This is a genomic window from Streptomyces vilmorinianum (assembly GCF_005517195.1).
GTDB classification, from domain to species: Bacteria; Actinomycetota; Actinomycetes; order Streptomycetales; family Streptomycetaceae; genus Streptomyces; species Streptomyces vilmorinianum.
In genome coordinates this window covers 57,905-75,289 of the sequence record NZ_CP040244.1, presented here as the reverse complement: position 1 = coordinate 75,289, position 17,385 = coordinate 57,905, and the positions used below count along the sequence as shown (strand labels likewise).

Annotated in this window: 16 protein-coding genes and 1 tRNA gene; 7 read left to right on the top strand and 10 right to left on the bottom strand. The window is 69.9% G+C overall.

The features are described from left to right. Positions 1 to 215: 215 nt before the first annotated feature. The 3 genes from FDM97_RS00360 to FDM97_RS00350 form a co-directional block, all read right to left on the bottom strand. Positions 216 to 875 (bottom strand): response regulator transcription factor, encoded by a 660-nt coding sequence (locus FDM97_RS00360; protein WP_137988277.1) that lies wholly within the window; start codon positions 873 to 875, stop codon positions 216 to 218. A gap of 39 nt (positions 876 to 914) precedes the next feature. Continuing rightward, a complete protein-coding gene (locus FDM97_RS00355) occupies positions 915 to 2,645 on the bottom strand; it encodes a sensor histidine kinase (protein ID WP_137994573.1) in 1,731 nt (576 codons plus the stop codon). A 226-nt stretch (positions 2,646 to 2,871) separates the two neighbouring features. Next, positions 2,872 to 2,958: transfer RNA gene (locus FDM97_RS00350), tRNA-Leu, on the bottom strand. A 415-nt stretch (positions 2,959 to 3,373) separates the two neighbouring features. On the opposite strand from FDM97_RS00350, the gene FDM97_RS00345 reads away from it, so the two are divergent. The 6 genes from FDM97_RS00345 to pknB all read left to right on the top strand — a co-directional run bounded on the left by FDM97_RS00345 (position 3,374) and on the right by pknB (position 11,484). Beyond that, entirely contained in the window at positions 3,374 to 4,228 is an 855-nt protein-coding gene (locus FDM97_RS00345) for an FhaA domain-containing protein (protein ID WP_137988276.1), read from the top strand. Between the two features lie 10 nt (positions 4,229 to 4,238). Continuing rightward, positions 4,239 to 4,760, top strand: a complete 522-nt coding sequence (locus tag FDM97_RS00340) for an FHA domain-containing protein FhaB/FipA (RefSeq protein ID WP_137988275.1) — start codon at positions 4,239 to 4,241, stop codon at positions 4,758 to 4,760. Between the two features lie 176 nt (positions 4,761 to 4,936). Next, a complete protein-coding gene (locus tag FDM97_RS00335) occupies positions 4,937 to 6,427 on the top strand; it encodes a Stp1/IreP family PP2C-type Ser/Thr phosphatase (RefSeq protein ID WP_137988274.1) in 1,491 nt (496 codons plus the stop codon). Between the two features lie 26 nt (positions 6,428 to 6,453). Further along, a complete protein-coding gene (locus FDM97_RS00330; protein WP_137988273.1) occupies positions 6,454 to 7,884 on the top strand; it encodes an FtsW/RodA/SpoVE family cell cycle protein in 1,431 nt (476 codons plus the stop codon). Next, positions 7,881 to 9,347, top strand: coding sequence for a peptidoglycan D,D-transpeptidase FtsI family protein (locus tag FDM97_RS00325; protein WP_137988272.1), 1,467 nt, complete (start codon positions 7,881 to 7,883; stop codon positions 9,345 to 9,347). The genes FDM97_RS00330 and FDM97_RS00325 overlap by 4 nt, the downstream gene beginning before the upstream one ends. Positions 9,348 to 9,510: 163 nt before the next feature. Beyond that, complete coding sequence (gene pknB, locus FDM97_RS00320; protein WP_137988271.1) at positions 9,511 to 11,484, top strand: Stk1 family PASTA domain-containing Ser/Thr kinase; 1,974 nt, start codon at positions 9,511 to 9,513, stop codon at positions 11,482 to 11,484. Between the two features lie 78 nt (positions 11,485 to 11,562). On the opposite strand, the gene FDM97_RS00315 is transcribed toward pknB, so the two are convergent. The 6 genes from FDM97_RS00315 to FDM97_RS00295 form a co-directional block, all read right to left on the bottom strand. Then, complete coding sequence (locus FDM97_RS00315; RefSeq protein ID WP_137988270.1) at positions 11,563 to 12,240, bottom strand: class E sortase; 678 nt, start codon at positions 12,238 to 12,240, stop codon at positions 11,563 to 11,565. Positions 12,241 to 12,286: 46 nt separating this feature from the next. Continuing rightward, a complete protein-coding gene (locus FDM97_RS00310; protein WP_137988269.1) occupies positions 12,287 to 13,369 on the bottom strand; it encodes a class E sortase in 1,083 nt (360 codons plus the stop codon). Further along, positions 13,366 to 14,004, bottom strand: coding sequence for an aminodeoxychorismate/anthranilate synthase component II (locus FDM97_RS00305; RefSeq protein WP_137988268.1), 639 nt, complete (start codon positions 14,002 to 14,004; stop codon positions 13,366 to 13,368). The genes FDM97_RS00310 and FDM97_RS00305 overlap by 4 nt, the downstream gene beginning before the upstream one ends. Then, positions 14,001 to 14,162 (bottom strand): hypothetical protein, encoded by a 162-nt coding sequence (locus tag FDM97_RS35620; protein WP_175438989.1) that lies wholly within the window; start codon positions 14,160 to 14,162, stop codon positions 14,001 to 14,003. Before FDM97_RS35620 ends, FDM97_RS00305 begins: the two co-directional genes overlap by 4 nt. Positions 14,163 to 14,226: 64 nt before the next feature. Next, positions 14,227 to 14,898, bottom strand: a complete 672-nt coding sequence (locus FDM97_RS00300) for a class E sortase (protein WP_137988267.1) — start codon at positions 14,896 to 14,898, stop codon at positions 14,227 to 14,229. A gap of 15 nt (positions 14,899 to 14,913) precedes the next feature. Beyond that, positions 14,914 to 15,681 carry a DUF881 domain-containing protein gene (locus tag FDM97_RS00295; protein WP_137988266.1) on the bottom strand — a complete coding sequence of 256 codons (768 nt, stop codon included), beginning with the start codon at positions 15,679 to 15,681 and terminating at the stop codon, positions 14,914 to 14,916. A gap of 151 nt (positions 15,682 to 15,832) precedes the next feature. Here FDM97_RS00295 and crgA point away from each other — a divergent pair, with 151 nt between their 5' ends. Continuing rightward, positions 15,833 to 16,087 carry a cell division protein CrgA gene (gene crgA / locus FDM97_RS00290; RefSeq protein WP_137988265.1) on the top strand — a complete coding sequence of 85 codons (255 nt, stop codon included), beginning with the start codon at positions 15,833 to 15,835 and terminating at the stop codon, positions 16,085 to 16,087. 284 nt (positions 16,088 to 16,371) lie between these two features. Here crgA and FDM97_RS00285 read toward each other — a convergent pair whose 3' ends face one another. Then, on the bottom strand, positions 16,372 to 17,238 hold the full coding sequence (locus FDM97_RS00285; RefSeq protein WP_137988264.1) for a rhomboid family intramembrane serine protease: 867 nt from the start codon (positions 17,236 to 17,238) through the stop codon (positions 16,372 to 16,374). Positions 17,239 to 17,385: the final 147 nt, after the last annotated feature.

Below are 17,385 nucleotides of genomic sequence, written 5' to 3'. Positions count from 1 at the left end.
GTACGACGCTGTCCAACATCAACTGGGCATGAAGGTACAGCCGGGTTCAGTGGGCCGTCTCCCCCTGTGGACAACCGCCTGTGGACAACCGCCCCTGGTGGGTCGCCGCGTGCCTGGTCCGCTGCGACGCCGCCGGCGCCGCCGACGCCGCCGGCGCCGCCGACACCGCCGGCACCGCCGGCACCGCCGGCACCGCCGGGCTCCACGACCGAGCGTCACAGCCCCGCGTCGCGTGCGAGCAGCGCCGCCTGTACCCGGTTCTCGCATCCCAGCTTCGCCAGGATCCGGCTGACGTACGTCTTCACGGTGGCCTCGCTCATGTGCAGGCGCCGCCCCGCGTCCGCGTTGGACAGCCCCTCCCCGAGCAGCGCGAGGACCCCGCGCTCCTTCTCGCTCAGCGCCGCCACGCGCCCCCTGGCCTGCTCCGCGCGCGTCGCCTCCCGCCCCGATGCCAGCTGCTCCACCACGTGCCGGGTGGCGGCGGGCGAGAGGTACGCGTCTCCCGCCGCCGCGGCCCGTACCGCCCGGATCAGTTCGGCCGGAGCCGTGTCCTTGAGCAGGAACCCTGCACCCCCGTGCTCCAGGGCCCGCAGCACGTTCTCCCGCTCACCGAAGGTCGTCAGCACGATCACCCGCGTCGAGGGCGCCGCCCGGCGCAGCTCGGGCAGCGCGGAGAGCCCGTCGAGCACCGGCATCTGGATGTCGAGCAGCACGACGTCGGCGGCGTGTGCCCGCGCCTGCTCGACCGCCTCCCGGCCGTTCGCCGCCTCCGCCACCACCTCGATGTCCTGGTCGGAGGTGAGGATCATCCGGATCCCGGCCCTGATCAGCGGCTCGTCATCGGCGATCACGACCCTGATGCGCTGCCCTGCCACAGCTACTCCCCCACGGCTACCGATTCGGGCGGGTCAGCGCTAGCGCGTGACCTCGTACGACTTCTTCTCGATCAGCTTGCCGTCCTTGAAGCAGAACCGGAAAACCGGCTCGGACTCCAGGCTGCTCCCGAGCTCCGAGGACATCAGCACCAGGCACTTCGACCCCTCGGGCTCCTTGGGTCCCTTGCCGTGCAGCCCGGTGGTGGCGATCGTGTCGCCGGAGGGCAGCCGGTCGCGGACCTCCTGCTCGGCCGTGCCGACCTTCACGGCGTCGTACTCACCGGGGTCGATCATCCCCTTCTGCATCGAGCCCATCAGGAAGTAGATACCGAAGCCCCCCGCCACAAGCAGCAGCACGAGGGCCGCGAAGGCGATCCCACATCCCAGCGCGATCCCGCCGCCCTTGCTCCTGCCCCCGCGCATCGCCATCGCCAGCTCCCGTTCGGTGAAGGTCCAGTCGGCCGGTCCGACCGTGACCGGACCAAGGTCGCCCACCACGGGCTTCGTCGACTGCTGCCGGAAGTCGTCGGCCGCATCGACCAAAGGCGCGGCTTCCACCACCCCGTAGGGGAGCACCCCGGCGACCCGGAACCCTCCGCCGTCCGCCGGACCCGCGTGGACCATGCCGCCGACGAGCCGGGCCCGCTCGTACAGTCCGGTCAGGCCCTGCCCGCCGCTGACCACGTCCCGTGGCGGGTGCGCGGCCTCCTCGTTGACGATCTCCACGACGAAGGCGTCAGGCTCGTACCGCACCTCGACGCCGATCAGCGCGCCCGGCGCGTGCTTGTAGGCGTTGGTGAGCGCCTCCTGGACGATCCTGTACGCGGCGTGGTCGGCGGCCGGCGGCAGCGGCTGGTACTCCCCGCGCCGCCGCAGCTCCACCCGGTTCCCCGCCGCCCGCGCCGCCTCGACGAGCCCTTCGATACCGGCGGTCCCCCGCGCCGCCCGTCCCGATGCGTCGCCGGCCCGTACCGGCAGGCCCGTCGCCCCCACCGTCCCCATCCCCGTCCCCGCCCCGGCCCCCGTCACCGCGGGCGGGGCGTCGGCCGGTGCCTCGACGCCGTCGCGCAGGATGCCGACGACCTCGCGCAGCTCGTGCATCGCGGTCACCGAGGCGTTGCGCAGCACCGCCACCGCCTCGCGCTGCCGGCCGGTCAGCTCCCGGTCGACCTCCAGGGCTCCGGTGTGCACCGATATCAGCGCCAGCTGGTGTCCGAGGCTGTCGTGCATGTCCTGCGCGATCCGCTGCCGCTCCCGCAGGCGGGCCTGTCCCGCCACCATCACGCGTTCTCGCAGCAGCTGTGCGTTGCGCTCCTGCAGCGCGTGCAGCAGGGTCCTGCGCTGGGTCCAGTACCGGTTGGCGAGGCCGGGTGCCAGCGTCGTCCCCAGGTAGTAGAGCGTGGACATGAACACGATGGTCAGAGCCCGCTGCAGGTCCCAGGTCTCCACCAGGCTCGCGGCTGTGTTCAGGACGTACGCGACGGTGTAGGCGATCAGTGCCCGCCCGGCGCCGGCGATGTACCGGCCCGATGACCAGCCCACGAGGATCAGCAGCACGAAGAAGCCGGGGATCAGGGGCGCGAGTCCCCCGGTGACGATGAGGATGCTCGCCGGCAGCCGGCGGCGCAGCAGCGACAGCACGGCGGCGGCCAGGGCCACCGCGGCGAGCCACCATCCTTCGCCGCCCAGGAGTTCCTCGGTGCCGGCGGCCAGAAGCGCCATGACGACGGCGAGCACTGCCTCGCCGGCGGTCCTGCGCCGCGACCACATCCCGGGCGCCGCGAACCATGTCCATCCGGCGCCGATCCCGGCCCTGATCTTCGAAGACGCGTCCACGCTCGCACCCTAGGCAGCGCCGCGCCCCGCCCGCGGCTCTCTTTCGTCTCGCCCCACCGCGACGAACGTCTCGTCTAAGACTGTGACTGTGACTGTGACTGTGACTGTGAGCCAGATAACGCGGAAGCCCCGTAGGTCGATGACCTACGGGGCTTCCGTCTGGTGCGCGAGGGGGGAGTTGAACCCCCACGCCCTTGCGGGCACTGGAACCTGAATCCAGCGCGTCTGCCTATTCCGCCACCCGCGCATTGGGTGTGCTCCGGGCTTCCTCACCTTTCGGTGCGATCGCCTGGCGACATCTGAAGATTAGCACGTCGCAGACCGTGGATTCACATCCGTTTGTTTGGCCCCCTGTCCCAGCGAACAGGGACAGACGGAGAGCACACGAGGCCCAGACGGAGAGCGGACGGAGAGGAGACGGAGAGGGGAGCGGCCGGGTAACGGGAGGAACGGGACGGACCGCCCCCGCCGTCGCGCCCCACTCCTCCTGCTCGCTCCCCGGGTGCGGGACACTGTCCAGGGGCCGCCTCTACGATCCATGGGGAAGGTCTGTGAGAGGTGACACTCGTCCACAGGGCAGAGAAGGGGAACCAGCCGATTTCCCGACGCGTGGATACGATCAGTAAGCAGTACCAGGACGGCAACGACGGAGGAGGTGCCCCATGGGAGTCCTGAAGCGTTTCGAACAGCGGCTCGAAGGCCTGGTCAACGGCACCTTCGCCAAGGTCTTCAAGTCCGAGGTCCAGCCCGTCGAGATCGCGGGCGCTCTCCAGCGCGAGTGCGACAACAACGCGACGATCTGGAACCGCGAGCGGACCGTCGTCCCCAACGACTTCATCGTGGAGCTGAGCGCGCCGGACTACGACCGCCTCAGCCCGTACTCGGGCCAGCTCGGCGACGAGCTCGCCGGCCTGGTCAGGGACTACGCCAAGCAGCAGCGCTACACCTTCATGGGCCCGATCAAGGTCCACCTGGAGAAGGCCGCCGACCTGGACACGGGTCTGTACCGCGTACGCAGCCGCACGCTCGCGTCGAGTTCGTCACAGCAGCAGGCTCCCGCCGCCGGCCCCCAGCAGGGCCGCGCACCGGGCGGCTACGGCTACCCGCCGGCCGCTGTCCCGCCGATGCCCGCGGCCCCGCCGCCGGGCGCGGCCGGCATGCAGCGGCCCGGCCAGGCACCCACCGCAGGCCGTCCCACGGCCGGCGGGCCCGGCCCCATGCCCGCCGCCGGCGCCCAGGTGCGCCGGTGGATCGAGATCAACGGCACCCGCCATCAGATCTCCCGCCCGACCCTGGTCCTTGGCCGCAGCACCGACGCGGACGTGAGGATCGACGATCCCGGCGTCTCCCGCCGGCACTGCGAGATCCGGACCGGAACGCCCTCGACGATCCAGGATCTCGGATCCACCAACGGCATCGTGGTGGACGGGCAGCACACCACCCGCGCTACGCTCCGCGACGGCTCGCGGATCGTCGTGGGCAGCACCACCATCGTTTACCGGCAAGCCGAAGGGTGAAGCGGGGGCAATGTCAGAGCTGACCCTGACGGTCATGCGGCTGGGTTTCCTGGCCGTTCTGTGGCTGTTCGTGATCGTGGCCGTCCAGGTCATCCGCAGCGACCTGTTCGGCACGCGTGTCACGCAGCGCGGTTCGCGCCGCCAGGACGCCCGTCCGCAGCAGAACGCACGCCAGGCGGCCACGCCGCCGCAGCAGCGCGGACAGCAGAACGCGGGCGGAGGCCGCCAGCGCCGCGGCGCCCCGACGAAGCTGGTCGTCTCCGAAGGCACGCTCACCGGCACGACGGTCGCCCTGCAGGGGCAGACCATCACGCTGGGCCGTGCCCACGACTCGACGATCGTGCTGGACGACGACTACGCCTCCAGCAGGCATGCCAGGATCTACCCGGACCGGGACGGCCAGTGGATCGTCGAGGATCTCGGGTCCACCAACGGCACGTATCTCGACCGGACCCGACTCACCACCGCCACACCGATTCCGCTGGGCGCGCCGATCCGCATCGGCAAGACCGTCATCGAGCTGCGGAAGTAGTGCTACGTCATGTATGAGTGCGAGCGGAGCGAGCGGGCCGAGGCGGTCCCCACGACGGGCCGCGCGGCGGATCGTCGGGTCCGGACCGCGGACCGGCACCGGCTCCCGACCGGAGGGTGGGCAGTGTGGCTCGAGACCGGCTGTACCCCGAGGCGGCGTCGACAGGGCAGGTGCGCATGAGTCTGTCACTGCGCTTCGCCGCCGGGTCGCACAAGGGCATGATCCGGGAGGGCAACGAGGACTCCGGCTACGCCGGACCCCGGCTGCTCGCCATCGCCGACGGCATGGGCGGCCAGGCCGCCGGTGAGGTCGCCTCCTCCGAGGTGATCTCCACCCTCGTCACCCTCGACGACGACGTCCCCAGCTCCGACATCCTCACGTCGCTCGGCGCCGCGGTGCAGCGCGCCAACGACCAGCTGCGGATGATGGTCGAGGAGGACCCGCAGCTGGAGGGCATGGGCACCACGCTCACCGCCCTGCTGTGGACGGGTCAGCGCCTGGGCCTGGTGCACGTCGGCGACTCGCGGGCGTACCTGCTGCGCGACGGTGTGCTGACGCAGATCACGCAGGACCACACCTGGGTGCAGCGGCTCGTCGACGAGGGCCGGATCACCGAGGAAGAGGCCACCACCCACCCGCAGAGGTCCCTCCTCATGCGCGCGCTGGGCAGCGGCGACCATGTCGAGCCCGATCTCTCCATCCGTGAGGTCCGGGCCGGCGACCGGTATCTGATCTGCTCCGACGGTCTGTCCGGCGTCGTCTCGCACCAGACGATGGAGGACACCCTCGCCAGCTACCAGGGTCCGCAGGAGACCGTGCAGGAGCTGATCCAGCTCGCGCTGCGCGGCGGCGGCCCCGACAACATCACGGTGATCGTCGCCGACGTCCTCGACGTCGACGGCGGCGACACGCTCGCCGGGCAGCTCAGCGACACCCCGGTCATCGTCGGCGCGGTCGCCGAGAACCAGGCGCAGCCGAACGACGGCGGGGCGATGCAGACCCCGGCCGGCCGCGCCTCCGGGCTCGGCCGCCCCGCGCCGCACCAGCAGCCCCCTGCGGGCGGCTTCGGCCCGCCCGGCAGCGGCGACGACCACGGCTACGGCGGCATGCCGCCGCAGGGTTCGTTCGGCGCCTACACGGACGAGGACTTCGACAAGTACGCCAAGCCGCGCACCGGCCGGAAGTGGCTGAAGCGGAGCTTCTTCCTGCTCCTCGCGCTCGGTGTGCTCGGCGGCGGCGCGTACGGCGGCTACCGCTGGACGCAGACGCAGTACTACGTCGGCTCCAAGGACGAGCACGTCGCGCTGTACCGGGGTATCAGCCAGGACCTGGCCTGGGTCTCGCTCTCGGACGTGGAGAAGGATCACCCCGAGATCGAACTCAAGTACCTGCCGCCCTACCAGCGCAAGCAGGTCGAGGACACGATCGCCGGCGGCAGCCTCGGCAAGGCACAGACGAAGATCGCGGAGCTGGCGGCGCAGGCTTCGGCCTGCAAGAAGGCCGAGCAGCGCCGTGAGGCCGCCGAGAAGGCCGCGGACCAGGCGAGCCAGCCGCCCGCGGACGGCTCGACCCCGCCCGATTCCAAGCCCACCACAGCCGCTCCCTCCCCGGGCCCCACCCTCACGGAGGACGAGCAGAAGCTGGCCTCGAACTGCGGCAAGCAGTAAGCACCCGTAGGGGGCCTTTCACCACCATGAGCGTTGTCACCAACACGACCACGATCGGCGCCATCGAGGCGCCGAGCCGCCGCAACACCGAGCTGGCGCTGCTCGCGTTCGCCGTCGCCATCCCGGTGTTCGCGTACCTCAACGTCGGCCTGGCGATCGACGGCGAGGTGCCCGCGGGCATGCTCGGGTACGGGCTCGGGCTCGGCCTGCTCGCGAGCGTCGCCCACCTCGTGGTGCGCAAGTTCGCGCCGTACGCGGACCCACTGCTGCTGCCGCTGGCGACCCTGCTGAACGGGATGGGCCTGGTACTGATCTGGCGCCTGGACCAGTCGCCGCGCATCATCAACCGGTACAAGACGTTCAGCCCCGACGCCCCCAGCCAGATGCTGTACTCGGCGATCGCCGTCGCCATGTTCGTGGGCGTCCTGCTGCTCCTGAAGGACCACCGGGTCCTCCAGCGCTACACGTACATCTCGATGGTGGCGGCCCTCGTCCTGCTGCTGCTGCCGTTGGTACCGGGCCTCGGTGCCGACGTCCTCGGTGCCAAGATCTGGATCAGCGTCGCCGGATTCTCCATCCAGCCCGGCGAGTTCGCCAAGATCATCCTGGCGGTCTTCTTCTCCGGCTATCTGATGGTGAAACGGGACGCACTGGCCCTGGCCAGCCGCCGCTTCATGGGCCTCTACCTGCCGCGTGGCCGTGACCTCGGCCCGATCCTCACCATCTGGGCCGTCAGCCTCCTCATCCTGGTCTTCGAGAACGACCTCGGTACCTCGCTCCTCTTCTTCGGCATGTTCGTGATCATGCTGTACGTGGCGACGGAGCGGACCAGCTGGGTCGTCATGGGTCTGCTGATGTCGACCGCCGGTGCCGTGGTGGTCGGCTCCACCGCCACCCACGTCAAGTCCCGCGTGGCCGCCTGGCTCGACCCGTTCGAGTGCCTGAAGACGGCGCCCGAGGGCTCCAACATGGCCGCCGCCTGTGACCAGATGACCCAGGTGCTGATGTCCTTCGGTTCCGGCGGCATCCTCGGCACCGGCCTCGGCCAGGGCAACTCGGACCTCATCGGCTTCGCGGCCAACTCCGACTTCATCTTCGCCACCGTCGGCGAGGAGCTCGGCCTGGCCGGCGTCATGGTCTTCCTGCTCCTGTACGGGCTGATCATCGAGCGTGGTGTCCGCACGGCCCTGGCGGCCCGCGACCCGTTCGGCAAGCTGCTCGCGATGGGCCTGTCCGGCGCCTTCGCGCTCCAGGTCTTCGTCGTCGCCGGCGGTGTGATGGGCCTCATCCCGCTGACCGGTATGACCATGCCGTTCCTCGCGTACGGCGGTTCCTCCGTGATCGCCAACTGGGCCCTGATCGGCATCCTGATCCGGATCAGCGACACCGCGCGCCGCCCGGCGCCCGCCCCCGCCCCGTCCCCCGACGCCGAAATGACCCAGGTGGTCCGTCCGTGAACAAGCCCCTGCGCCGGGTCGCGATCTTCTGCGGCCTGCTGGTCCTCGCCCTGCTGATCCGGGACAACTGGCTCCAGTACGTCCGCGCCGACGAGCTGAACGCCCACCCGAAGAACCGGCGCGTCACGATCGAGCGGTACGCCAACGTCCGAGGCAACATCATCGTGGACGGCAAGCCCATCACCGGCTCCGTGGACTCCAAGGACCCGTACTACCGGTTCAAGCGGACCTACGTCGACGGCCCGATGTGGGCGCCGGTGACCGGCTACGCCTCGCAGGCCTACGACGCCAACCAGATCGAGAAGATCGAGGACGGCATCCTCACCGGCAACGACGACCGGCTCTTCTTCGACCGCACCCTGTCGATGTTCACGGGCGAGGAGAAGAAGGGCGGCGACGTCGTCACGACGCTGAGCGGCGCCGCGCAGAAGGCCGCCTTCGAGGGCCTGGGCAGCAATACGGGCGCGGTCGTGGCCATCGAGCCGAAGACCGGCAAGATCCTCGCGCTGGCGTCCACCCCCTCGTACGACCCCTCCTCCTTCGCGGGCTACTCGGCGAAGGACGAGAAGGCGTGGATCGCGCTGGAGAACGACAAGAACAAGCCGAAGCTCAACCGCGCGCTGCGCGAGATCTACCCGCCCGGCTCCGTCTTCAAGGTCGTCACGGCGGCCGCAGCGCTGGAGCACGGCAAGATCACGGACATCGACGCGCCGACCGACACCCCTGAGCCGTACAACATCCCGCTCTCCAGGGTGCCGATGAAGAACCACGCGAGCGGCTGCAAGAACGCCAGCCTGAACGAGGCGCTGCGGGTCTCCTGCAACTCGGTCTTCGCCAAGCTCGGTGACGAGGTCGGCCGCGACGCGATGATCGAGACGGCCGAGAAGTTCGGCTTCAACGCCGAGCAGTTCACCCCGGTCCGCTCGGCGGCCTCCGTCTACGACAAGAAGATGGACCGCGGCGGCAACGCGCTCTCCTCGATCGGCCAGTTCAACACCGCGACCACGCCCCTCCAGATGGCCATGGTCACGGCGGCCATCGCCAACGACGGCAAGCTCATGCAGCCGTACATGGTCGAGGAGCTGCGCGCCCCGAACCTCGACGTGATCAAGCGGAACGAGCCCGAGGAGATGAGCCGTCCGCTGTCGCAGCAGAACGCCCAGCTGATCCAGACGATGATGGAGAACGTGGTCGAGAACGGCACGGGCGGCAACGCCGACCTCGACATGGACGGCGTGAAGATCGGCGGCAAGACCGGCACGGCCCAGCACGGCGAGAAGAACGCCAAGCGCCCCTACGCCTGGTTCATCTCCTACGCCAAGACCGCCGAGGGCTCCCCGGTCGCGGTCGCCGTGATCGTCGAGGACTCCGCGGGCACGGACCGTGAGGACATCAGCGGTGGCGGTCTCGCCGCCCCGATCGCCAAGGCTGTGATGAAGGCGGTATTGAAGAGCCGGAGCTGACCTTGCGCCCGGGCACCGGCGGGCAGCGGCCAGGTACCGGTCCTGTATCAGGTGCCGGTCGCGGGCGGAACGCCTTCCTGTGGCCGGTAGCCTTTGCGCGAACAGCACACCGCCGGACCACACACGGGTGCGGTCGGGACAGACGGAGAGGGCTGGATTAGCTATGGAAGAGCCGCGTCGCCTCGGCGGCCGGTACGAGCTGGGCTCGGTGCTCGGCCGTGGTGGCATGGCAGAGGTCTACCTCGCCCACGACACCCGGCTCGGCCGCACCGTCGCCGTGAAGACGCTGCGGGCCGACCTCGCCCGCGACCCGTCCTTCCAGGCCCGGTTCCGCCGTGAGGCCCAGTCGGCCGCCTCGCTCAACCACCCGGCGATCGTCGCGGTCTACGACACCGGCGAGGACTACGTCGACGGGGTCTCCATCCCGTACATCGTGATGGAGTACGTCGACGGCTCGACCCTGCGTGAGCTGCTGCACTCCGGGCGCAAGCTGCTGCCCGAGCGCACGCTCGAGATGACGGTCGGCATCCTCCAGGCGCTGGAGTACTCGCACCGCGCCGGCATCGTGCACCGTGACATCAAGCCGGCGAACGTCATGCTGACGCGGACCGGTCAGGTCAAGGTCATGGACTTCGGCATCGCGCGCGCCATGGGCGACGCGGGCATGACCATGACGCAGACCGCGGCCGTCATCGGCACGGCCCAGTACCTCTCCCCCGAGCAGGCCAAGGGCGAGCAGGTCGACGCCCGCTCCGACCTGTACTCCACCGGCTGCCTGCTGTACGAGCTGCTGACCGTCCGGCCGCCGTTCGTCGGCGACTCCCCGGTCGCGGTCGCCTATCAGCACGTACGGGAGGAGCCGCAGCCCCCGTCGAACTTCGACCCCGAGATCACGCCCTCGATGGACGCCATCGTCCTGAAGGCGCTGGTCAAGGACCCCGACTACCGCTACCAGTCCGCGGACGAGATGCGCGCCGACATCGAGGCCTGCCTCGACGGCCAGCCGGTCGCGGCGGCCGCGGCGATGGGTGCGGCGGGGTACGGCGGCGGTTACGGCAACGGCTACGGCGGCTACGCGCCGGACGACCAGCCGACGACGGCCCTGCGCCAGACCGACCCGGCCGGCCAGACCTCCATGCTCCCGCCGATGAACCCGGACGACGGCGGCTACGGCTACGACGACCGCCCGGACCGTCGCCGCCGCGAGAAGAAGTCGAACACCTCGACGATCCTGCTGGTGCTCGCGGGCATCCTGGTGCTGGTCGGAGCGATCCTGATCGGCCAATCGATCTTCGACGGCAAGGAGGGCACGGACCAGGTGCCCGTGCCGCAGCTGGTCGGCAAGACCTTGAAGGAGGCCGAGGGCCTCGCGGCCAACGCCCAGGTCAAGGTCACGCAGTCGGGCGCGGAGCGCTGCGAGCAGCCCAAGGGCACGATCTGCAGCCAGGTCCCGGTCGCGGACGGCGTCGCGAAGATGGACGTCAACGAGACGATCTCGGTCGTCGTCTCCGAGGGCGCGCCGCAGGTCGAGGTCCCGGACGTGACGGAGAAGTCCCAGGAGAGCGCGGAGCAGCTCCTCAAGGACAAGGGCTTCAAGGTCGAGGTCAAGCAGGAGGAGTCGGACGAGGACCCGGGCCAGGTCCTGCGGCAGAACCCTGCGGGCAACACCAACGCGGAGAAGAACTCCACGGTCACGATCACGGTGGCGAAGAAGGAGAAGTCGCAGCTGCCCGACGTCACGGGCCGCCTCTTCGACCAGGCCGTCCAGGACCTCAAGACGCTCGGCTTCGAGAACGTCGCCAGGCAGGAGGTCGACTCCGAGCAGCCCGCGAACACGGTCGTCGGCATGAACCCGCAGGGCAACACGGACCAGCCCAAGGACGTCCAGATCACGCTGAAGGTCTCCAAGGGCCCGCAGCAGAACACGCAGCCGGTGCCCTTCATCATCGGCCAGACCCTCGACGAGGCCCGCACGACGCTGGCCGCGAGCGGCTACCAGCTCGGCAGCATCGACGGTTCCGACGCGGGTGACGCCCGGATCCGGCAGCAGGATCCCCTGCCCGGCGCACAGGGCCAGCCGAACCAGCCGGTCAACGTGAAGACCGAGAAGAGGGACGGCGGCGGCTTCTTCGACTAGCCGCACCGGCACGTCCCACAGGAAGAGCCCCGGCATCCATGAGGATGCCGGGGCTCTTCCTGTGAGGGGCAGTCGCGGCTAGCGCAGCTCCGCCGGTGGTGTCCGGTTCGCGTCCACCTTCTCCGTGCGGGACAGCTCGCCCCACACGATGTAGCGGTAGTCCGAGGTGTACATCGGCGTGCACGTCGTCAGCGTGATGTAGCGGCCCGGCTGCTTCTTCCCCGATTCCTTCGGGACCGGCTGGAGGACGTCCACGTTGTACTTCGTCGTCTCCGGCAGGGTCTTGTAGACCTTGTAGACGAACCACGTGTCCTTGGACTCGAAGACGATCGGGTCGCCGCTCTTCAGCTTGTGGATGTTGTGGAACTTCGCCCCGTGCCCGTCCCGGTGCGCGGCCAGTGTGAAGTTGCCCTGCTTGTCCTGCGGGAGGGCCGACTTGATCGGGGCCGTGTAGTAGCCGGCGACGCCGTTGTTCAGCGTCTCGCTGTCGGTGCCCTTCTTGACGAGTATCTCGTCGTCACCCATCGCCGGTACGTGCAGGAAGCCGATGCCGTCCTTCGTGTCCAGCGCGCCCGGGCCCTGGGCCGCCCAGTTGTCGCGGACCTGGTTGCCGTCGCGGCCGGCGGCGCGGTCGGCCAGGACGTTGGTCCACCACAGGGAGTAGGCGACGAAGAGACCGAGCACCAGGCCCGCGGTGATGAGGAGTTCGCCGAAGACACTGATGACTCCGGCGATCCGGTTGCGCGCACGTGCCACTACGTCGTCCCGTCTGGAAGTGTGGAGGTGTCGGGGTGGTCGGGTCTCAGCCTACGAGCGCGTCCGGCTTTCCCTTGCTGCGCGGGCGTTCCTCGACCAGCTTTCCCCACACGATCATGCGGTACGTGCTGGTGAATTCGGGGGTGCACGTGGTCAGCGTGATGTACCGGCCCGGACCCTGGAAGCCCGATCCCTTCGGCACCGGGTCGATCACCGCGATGTTCGACGGCGAGGTCTGGGGCAGGATGCTCGCCATCTCGTACGTGTAGTACGCGTCCTGGGTCTCGACCACGATCGGGTCGCCGCTCTTCAGCTGGTTGATGTACCGGAACGGCTCGCCGTGCGTGTTGCGGTGGCCGGCCACCGCGAAGTTGCCCTGCTTGTCGGAGGGCATCGCGGTCTTCAGCTTGCCCTCGCCGTAGTGGCCGACCATGCCCCGGTCCAGGACCTTCGGCTTGCTGATGCCCTCGGCGACCGGGACGACCACGTCCAGCTTGGGGATGTACATGATGGCGAAGCCCTGACCCGGCTCGAAGGCGCCCGGTGCGCGGCCCTGGGACCAGGCCTCCTCGATCTGTTCCTTGGCCTTGTCGGTCTGCTGGCCGGCCCGGACGTTCGTCCACCACAGCTGGTACGTGACGAACAGCAGCATGACCACGCCGAAGGTGATGAACAGCTCGCCGACCACCCGGCTGGCGACGACCCCGACGCTCTCCTTCGCGGCGCGCGCCGCGCGGCGGGCCTCGACGCGGGACAGCGGGGCCGCGGGCGTCTCCGCGGCCGGCGCGGACGCGGCAGCCGCCGCGCCTCGGCGGCCCTTCCCCTTGGCGGCGCGCCGGCGCTCGGCCCTGCCGGGGCCGGGAGGCGGCGTCACGGCCTGTTCCACGGTCCGCAGGGGCATCGTCTCGTCCCGCGGCTCGGGGAGCTCGTAGACGGGCTCGTAGACGGGCTCGTAGGCGGTCTCGTACGGCTCGTACGGCTCGTACGGCGCCTCGGGGACCGTCGCCTCAGGGAACGCCGGCTCGGGGTCCGCTATCGGCTCGTACGCCGGGCTCTCGTACGCCGTTGTCGGCTCTGGCTCCGGTTCCGGCAGGTTCGTCGCCCGGAACCACGGCGACCCCGCCGTCACGCGACGGCCTTGCCCACCACCGGCGCGAGCCCCGCCGACCGGCCGATCGCCCCCTTGTCGCCGCACTGCTCCAACCAGTTGGCGAGCATCAGGTGACCGTGCTCGGTGAGCACCGACTCGGGGTGGAACTGCACTCCCTCGACGGCCAGATCACGGTGGCGCAGCCCCATGATGATGCCGTCGTCCGTCCGGGCCGTGACCTCCAGCTCGTCCGGCAGGGTCGCGGGCTCGGCGGCCAGCGAGTGGTAGCGGGTCGCGGTGAACGGCGACGGCAGGCCCGCGAAGACGCCCTTGCCCTCGTGCGTGACCAGCGAGGTCTTGCCGTGCAGCAGCTCGGGGGCGCGGTCCACGACGCCGCCGTACGCCACCGCCATCGACTGCATGCCCAGGCAGACGCCGAAGACCGGCACACCGGTCGCGGCGCAGTGGCGGACCATGTCGATGCAGACACCCGCCTGTTCGGGCGCTCCCGGCCCGGGCGAGAGCAGGACGCCGTCGAAGCCGTCCTGTGCGTGGCCGAGCTCGACCTCGTCGTTGCGCAGCACCTCGCACTCGGCACCGAGCTGGTAGAGGTACTGAACGAGGTTGAAGACGAAGCTGTCGTAGTTGTCGACGACGAGAATCCGCGCGCTCACTGGCCGTCCACCGTCACATCGTTGAACGGAAGCAGTGGCTCCGCCCAGGGGAACACGTACTGGAAGAGCGCGTAGACCACGCCGAGGACGAGTACGAGCGAGATGATCGCCCGGACCCACGCGTTGCCCGGCAGATGCCGCCAGATCCAGCCGTACATGACGTCCGCTGCCCCTTCCGTTCGTTACGGGCACCAGAGTACGGGGCATCGGCGCCATGAGGGGTCAGCCGGTCAAAGCCGGTGGCTTGCCCTGCGTCACAGGGCGGGTGGCGTCCAGGTGGGCCCAGGCGATCAGCCGGTGGCTGCTGCCCCACTCCGGCTCGCAGGTGGTGAGGGTGAGATAGCGGCCCGGCCCGTCGAAGCCGGACTTGGGGGGTACGGGGTCGATCACGCCGATGTCGGTGGGGACGGTCCGGTACGGCTTCCGCGCGATCGTGTACGTGTACCAGGTCGTGCCGTCGGTGAGGACGACCGCGTCACCCGGGCGCAGCCGGGGGAAGTCCTTGAACGGATCTCCGTACGTGCGCCGGTGGCCGGCGACGGCGAAGTTGCCGGTCCCGCCGAGGCGGGCGGTGGCGGGGTAGTGGCCGAGGCCCTTCTTCAGGGTGGCGGTGGCGGTGCCCTCCAGGACGGGCCATTCCCAGTCCTTGCCGAGGCGGGGGATGTACATGACGGCGATGCCCCGGCCGGGCGTGTACGCCTTCGGGGGCGGCGGTGCCGCGGCGGCGTCGGGGACGGGCTGCTCGACCCACTCCCGTTCCAGGGTGTCGATCTGGCCGGCCGTGGCCCCCTCGGCCCGGACGCCGGTCCAGAACATCACGTACACGACGAAGAGGACGATCAGGGTGCCGATGGTGATGCAGAGCTCGCTGAACGTTCTGACGAGCAGTCGCATCGGCTCTCCCAGGCGTCAGCTCACCGGCTTCGCGTAGTGGAGATCCACTGTGCCGGAGTAGCCGGGAAGAGTCACCGCCTTGTGCTCGTCGACTTTCCAGCCGAGCCCGTAGGCCTTCACGTACAGCTGGTAGTTCTGGACGGCGGGCGAGTCGGCGAGCGCCTTGTTCAGCTTTCCCCGGTCGCCCACGGCGGTGATCTTGTACGGGGGCGAGTAGACGCGGCCCTGGAGGATCAGCGTGTTGCCGACGCAGCGCACGGCGCTGGTCGAGATGAGCCGCTGGTCCATGACCTTGATGCCCTGGGCGCCGCCCTTCCACAGGGCGTTCACGACGGCCTGGAGGTCCTGCTGGTGGATGACGAGGTCGTTGGCCTGGGGTTCGGGGTAGCCGGGGGCGGCCTGGGCGTTCGGCGGGGCGTCGTTGAGGGTGACGGTCAGCCCGGGCCCGGAGGTCTCGGTGGTCCCGGCGGCCGCCTCCAGGGCGCGCAGGCGCGCGTCCTCCGCCTCGGTGGAGCCGTCGTCGCGGGCGGCGAGGCCGTCGACCTGGGCGCGCAGGGCGGCCGTGGACTCGTCGAGGCCGGCGTTCTTGTGGCTGCGCTCCTCGATCAGGTCGGAGAGCCGCAGCAGCGAGGCGTCCGTGCGGATGTTGGTGCCCTTGGCGGTGTTGAAGCTGGTGACGAAGATCAGCCCGGCGAGGGCGAAAACGGCAGCCGTCAGCACCCGGACGGGCCGCCACCTCGGGGGTCGGCCCGGCCCGCTGGAAGAGTCGGCGGAATTGATCAACGTACCCTGATCCCCTTCGGTGCCGCGGAACCACTACGCTAACGGACGCCCGGGGGACGCAGTGGTCCTCCTACGTCACCCAGCCGTCCCACCCCGGCGCCAGCCACAGTTCCCTGCGCGGTCACGCAGCGCATCGACAGGAGAGTCCCTCGTGCCGAAGTCACGTATCCGCAAGAAGGCCGACTTCACGCCCCCGCCCGCCAAGCAGGCCACCAACATCAAGCTGACCAACCGCAGCTGGGTGGCACCGGTGATGCTGGCGCTGTTCCTGATCGGGCTGGTGTGGATCGTCGTCTTCTACGTCACCGACGGCACGCTGCCGGTGAAGTCCATCAACAACTGGAACATCGTCGTGGGCTTCGGCTTCATCGCGGCGGGGTTCGGCGTCTCGACGCAGTGGAAGTAGCGTCGGGCCACCCTGCTCGTCAAGCTCTGCCCCTCACTTATCCACAGCGTTGTGCACAGCACTGGATAACTTACGAAGATCTGTGGATAACTCAGCGGTAGGTTGACGCCGGTGTGACTGGGGCGCTCTCGTCGCGAGAGCGCCCCTTGCCATACCTCCGGAGGAAAAGCCCAGCTCAGAGGCGCTGGGCACTGGTGTTCTCCACGGGGTGCACAGGATCCGCCACGCGCTGTGGATAACTCTGGGGAAAGCTTTGCGAGAAGCTCGTCCACAGCCCCCGTCGCTCAGGTGAGCGCGGCGGTGCGGGCGAGGACCATGCCCAGGTCGATCAGGAGCACCAGTCCACAGGCTGTGTACTGCACGAGGTTCCGTCGGGCGCGCGGCGCGTGCAGCAGGGCGTAGGCCACCAGGGCGCCGCCGACGAGGCCGCCGACGTGCGCCTCCCAGGAGATGCCGGGGCGGGTGAACGTCAGCAGCAGCGACAGGCCCACGAAGAGGACGACGGGTCCCATCTCGGACCGGCGGCGGCGGGCGAGCACCGCCCAGGCGCCGATCAGGCCGTAGACGATGCCCGAGGCGCCGAGCGAGGGCTGGTTCGGTGCGGCGATCAGATAGACGAGCGCGGATCCGGAGAGACCGGAGAGCAGACAGAGCAGGGTGTAGCGGATCCGGCCGAGCTCCGGTTCGAGGATGCCGCCGATGAACCACAGGCCCAGCATGTTGAACGCGAAGTGCGGGATCTCCTGGTGGAGGAAGGCGGAGGTCAGCAGCCGGTACCACTCGCCGTCGGCGACGCCCACCACCTCGCCGAGCCCCGGGCTGAACGCGAGGCCGATCAGCGACAGCTCGTCCACGAGACGGTCGCCGGCCACCTGGACGGCGATGAAGACGGCCAGGTTGATCGCGATGAGGATCTTGGTGACGAAGCGGCCGTCCGCCGCCACCCGCCCGCCGGCGAGCGTACGGGGCTGGTTCGCGTCGGGCGCGTGGCCCGTGCCGGAGCCGTTGCGCACACAGTCCGGGCACTGGAAGCCGACGGACGCGGAGACCATGCACTGCGGGCAGATCGGCTTGTCGCAGCGCGTGCAGCGGATGCCAGTCTCGACGTCCGGATGGCGGTAACAGCGCGGCAGGCCGGACTGCGGCTCCATGGAGGTCCCTCCCGAGGAGATGGGGGCGGCGAGGCAGCACCCCGCCCTCCTGATACGGACGGGCGGGGCGGAAAGGTTCCCTGGCGGGACCGGCCGACGGCCAAGCGGGTCAGCGGGGCGGCCGGTCCGCCGGTCCGCCGGTCCGCC

What these genes read in the sequence shown, in the direction of transcription:
- FDM97_RS00285 (WP_137988264.1), bottom strand. Translation starts at nt 17,238, where the DNA reads ATGGAGCCGCAGTCCGGCCTGCCGCGCTGTTACCGCCATCCGGACGTC.
- FDM97_RS00330 (WP_137988273.1), top strand. Translation starts at nt 6,454, where the DNA reads ATGAGCGTTGTCACCAACACGACCACGATCGGCGCCATCGAGGCGCCG.
- FDM97_RS00355 (WP_137994573.1), bottom strand. Translation starts at nt 2,645, where the DNA reads ATGTGGTCGCGGCGCAGGACCGCCGGCGAGGCAGTGCTCGCCGTCGTC.
- pknB (WP_137988271.1), top strand. Translation starts at nt 9,511, where the DNA reads ATGGAAGAGCCGCGTCGCCTCGGCGGCCGGTACGAGCTGGGCTCGGTG.
- FDM97_RS00335 (WP_137988274.1), top strand. Translation starts at nt 4,937, where the DNA reads ATGAGTCTGTCACTGCGCTTCGCCGCCGGGTCGCACAAGGGCATGATC.
- FDM97_RS00300 (WP_137988267.1), bottom strand. Translation starts at nt 14,898, where the DNA reads ATGCGACTGCTCGTCAGAACGTTCAGCGAGCTCTGCATCACCATCGGC.
- FDM97_RS35620 (WP_175438989.1), bottom strand. Translation starts at nt 14,162, where the DNA reads ATGTACGGCTGGATCTGGCGGCATCTGCCGGGCAACGCGTGGGTCCGG.
- FDM97_RS00340 (WP_137988275.1), top strand. Translation starts at nt 4,239, where the DNA reads ATGTCAGAGCTGACCCTGACGGTCATGCGGCTGGGTTTCCTGGCCGTT.
- FDM97_RS00345 (WP_137988276.1), top strand. Translation starts at nt 3,374, where the DNA reads ATGGGAGTCCTGAAGCGTTTCGAACAGCGGCTCGAAGGCCTGGTCAAC.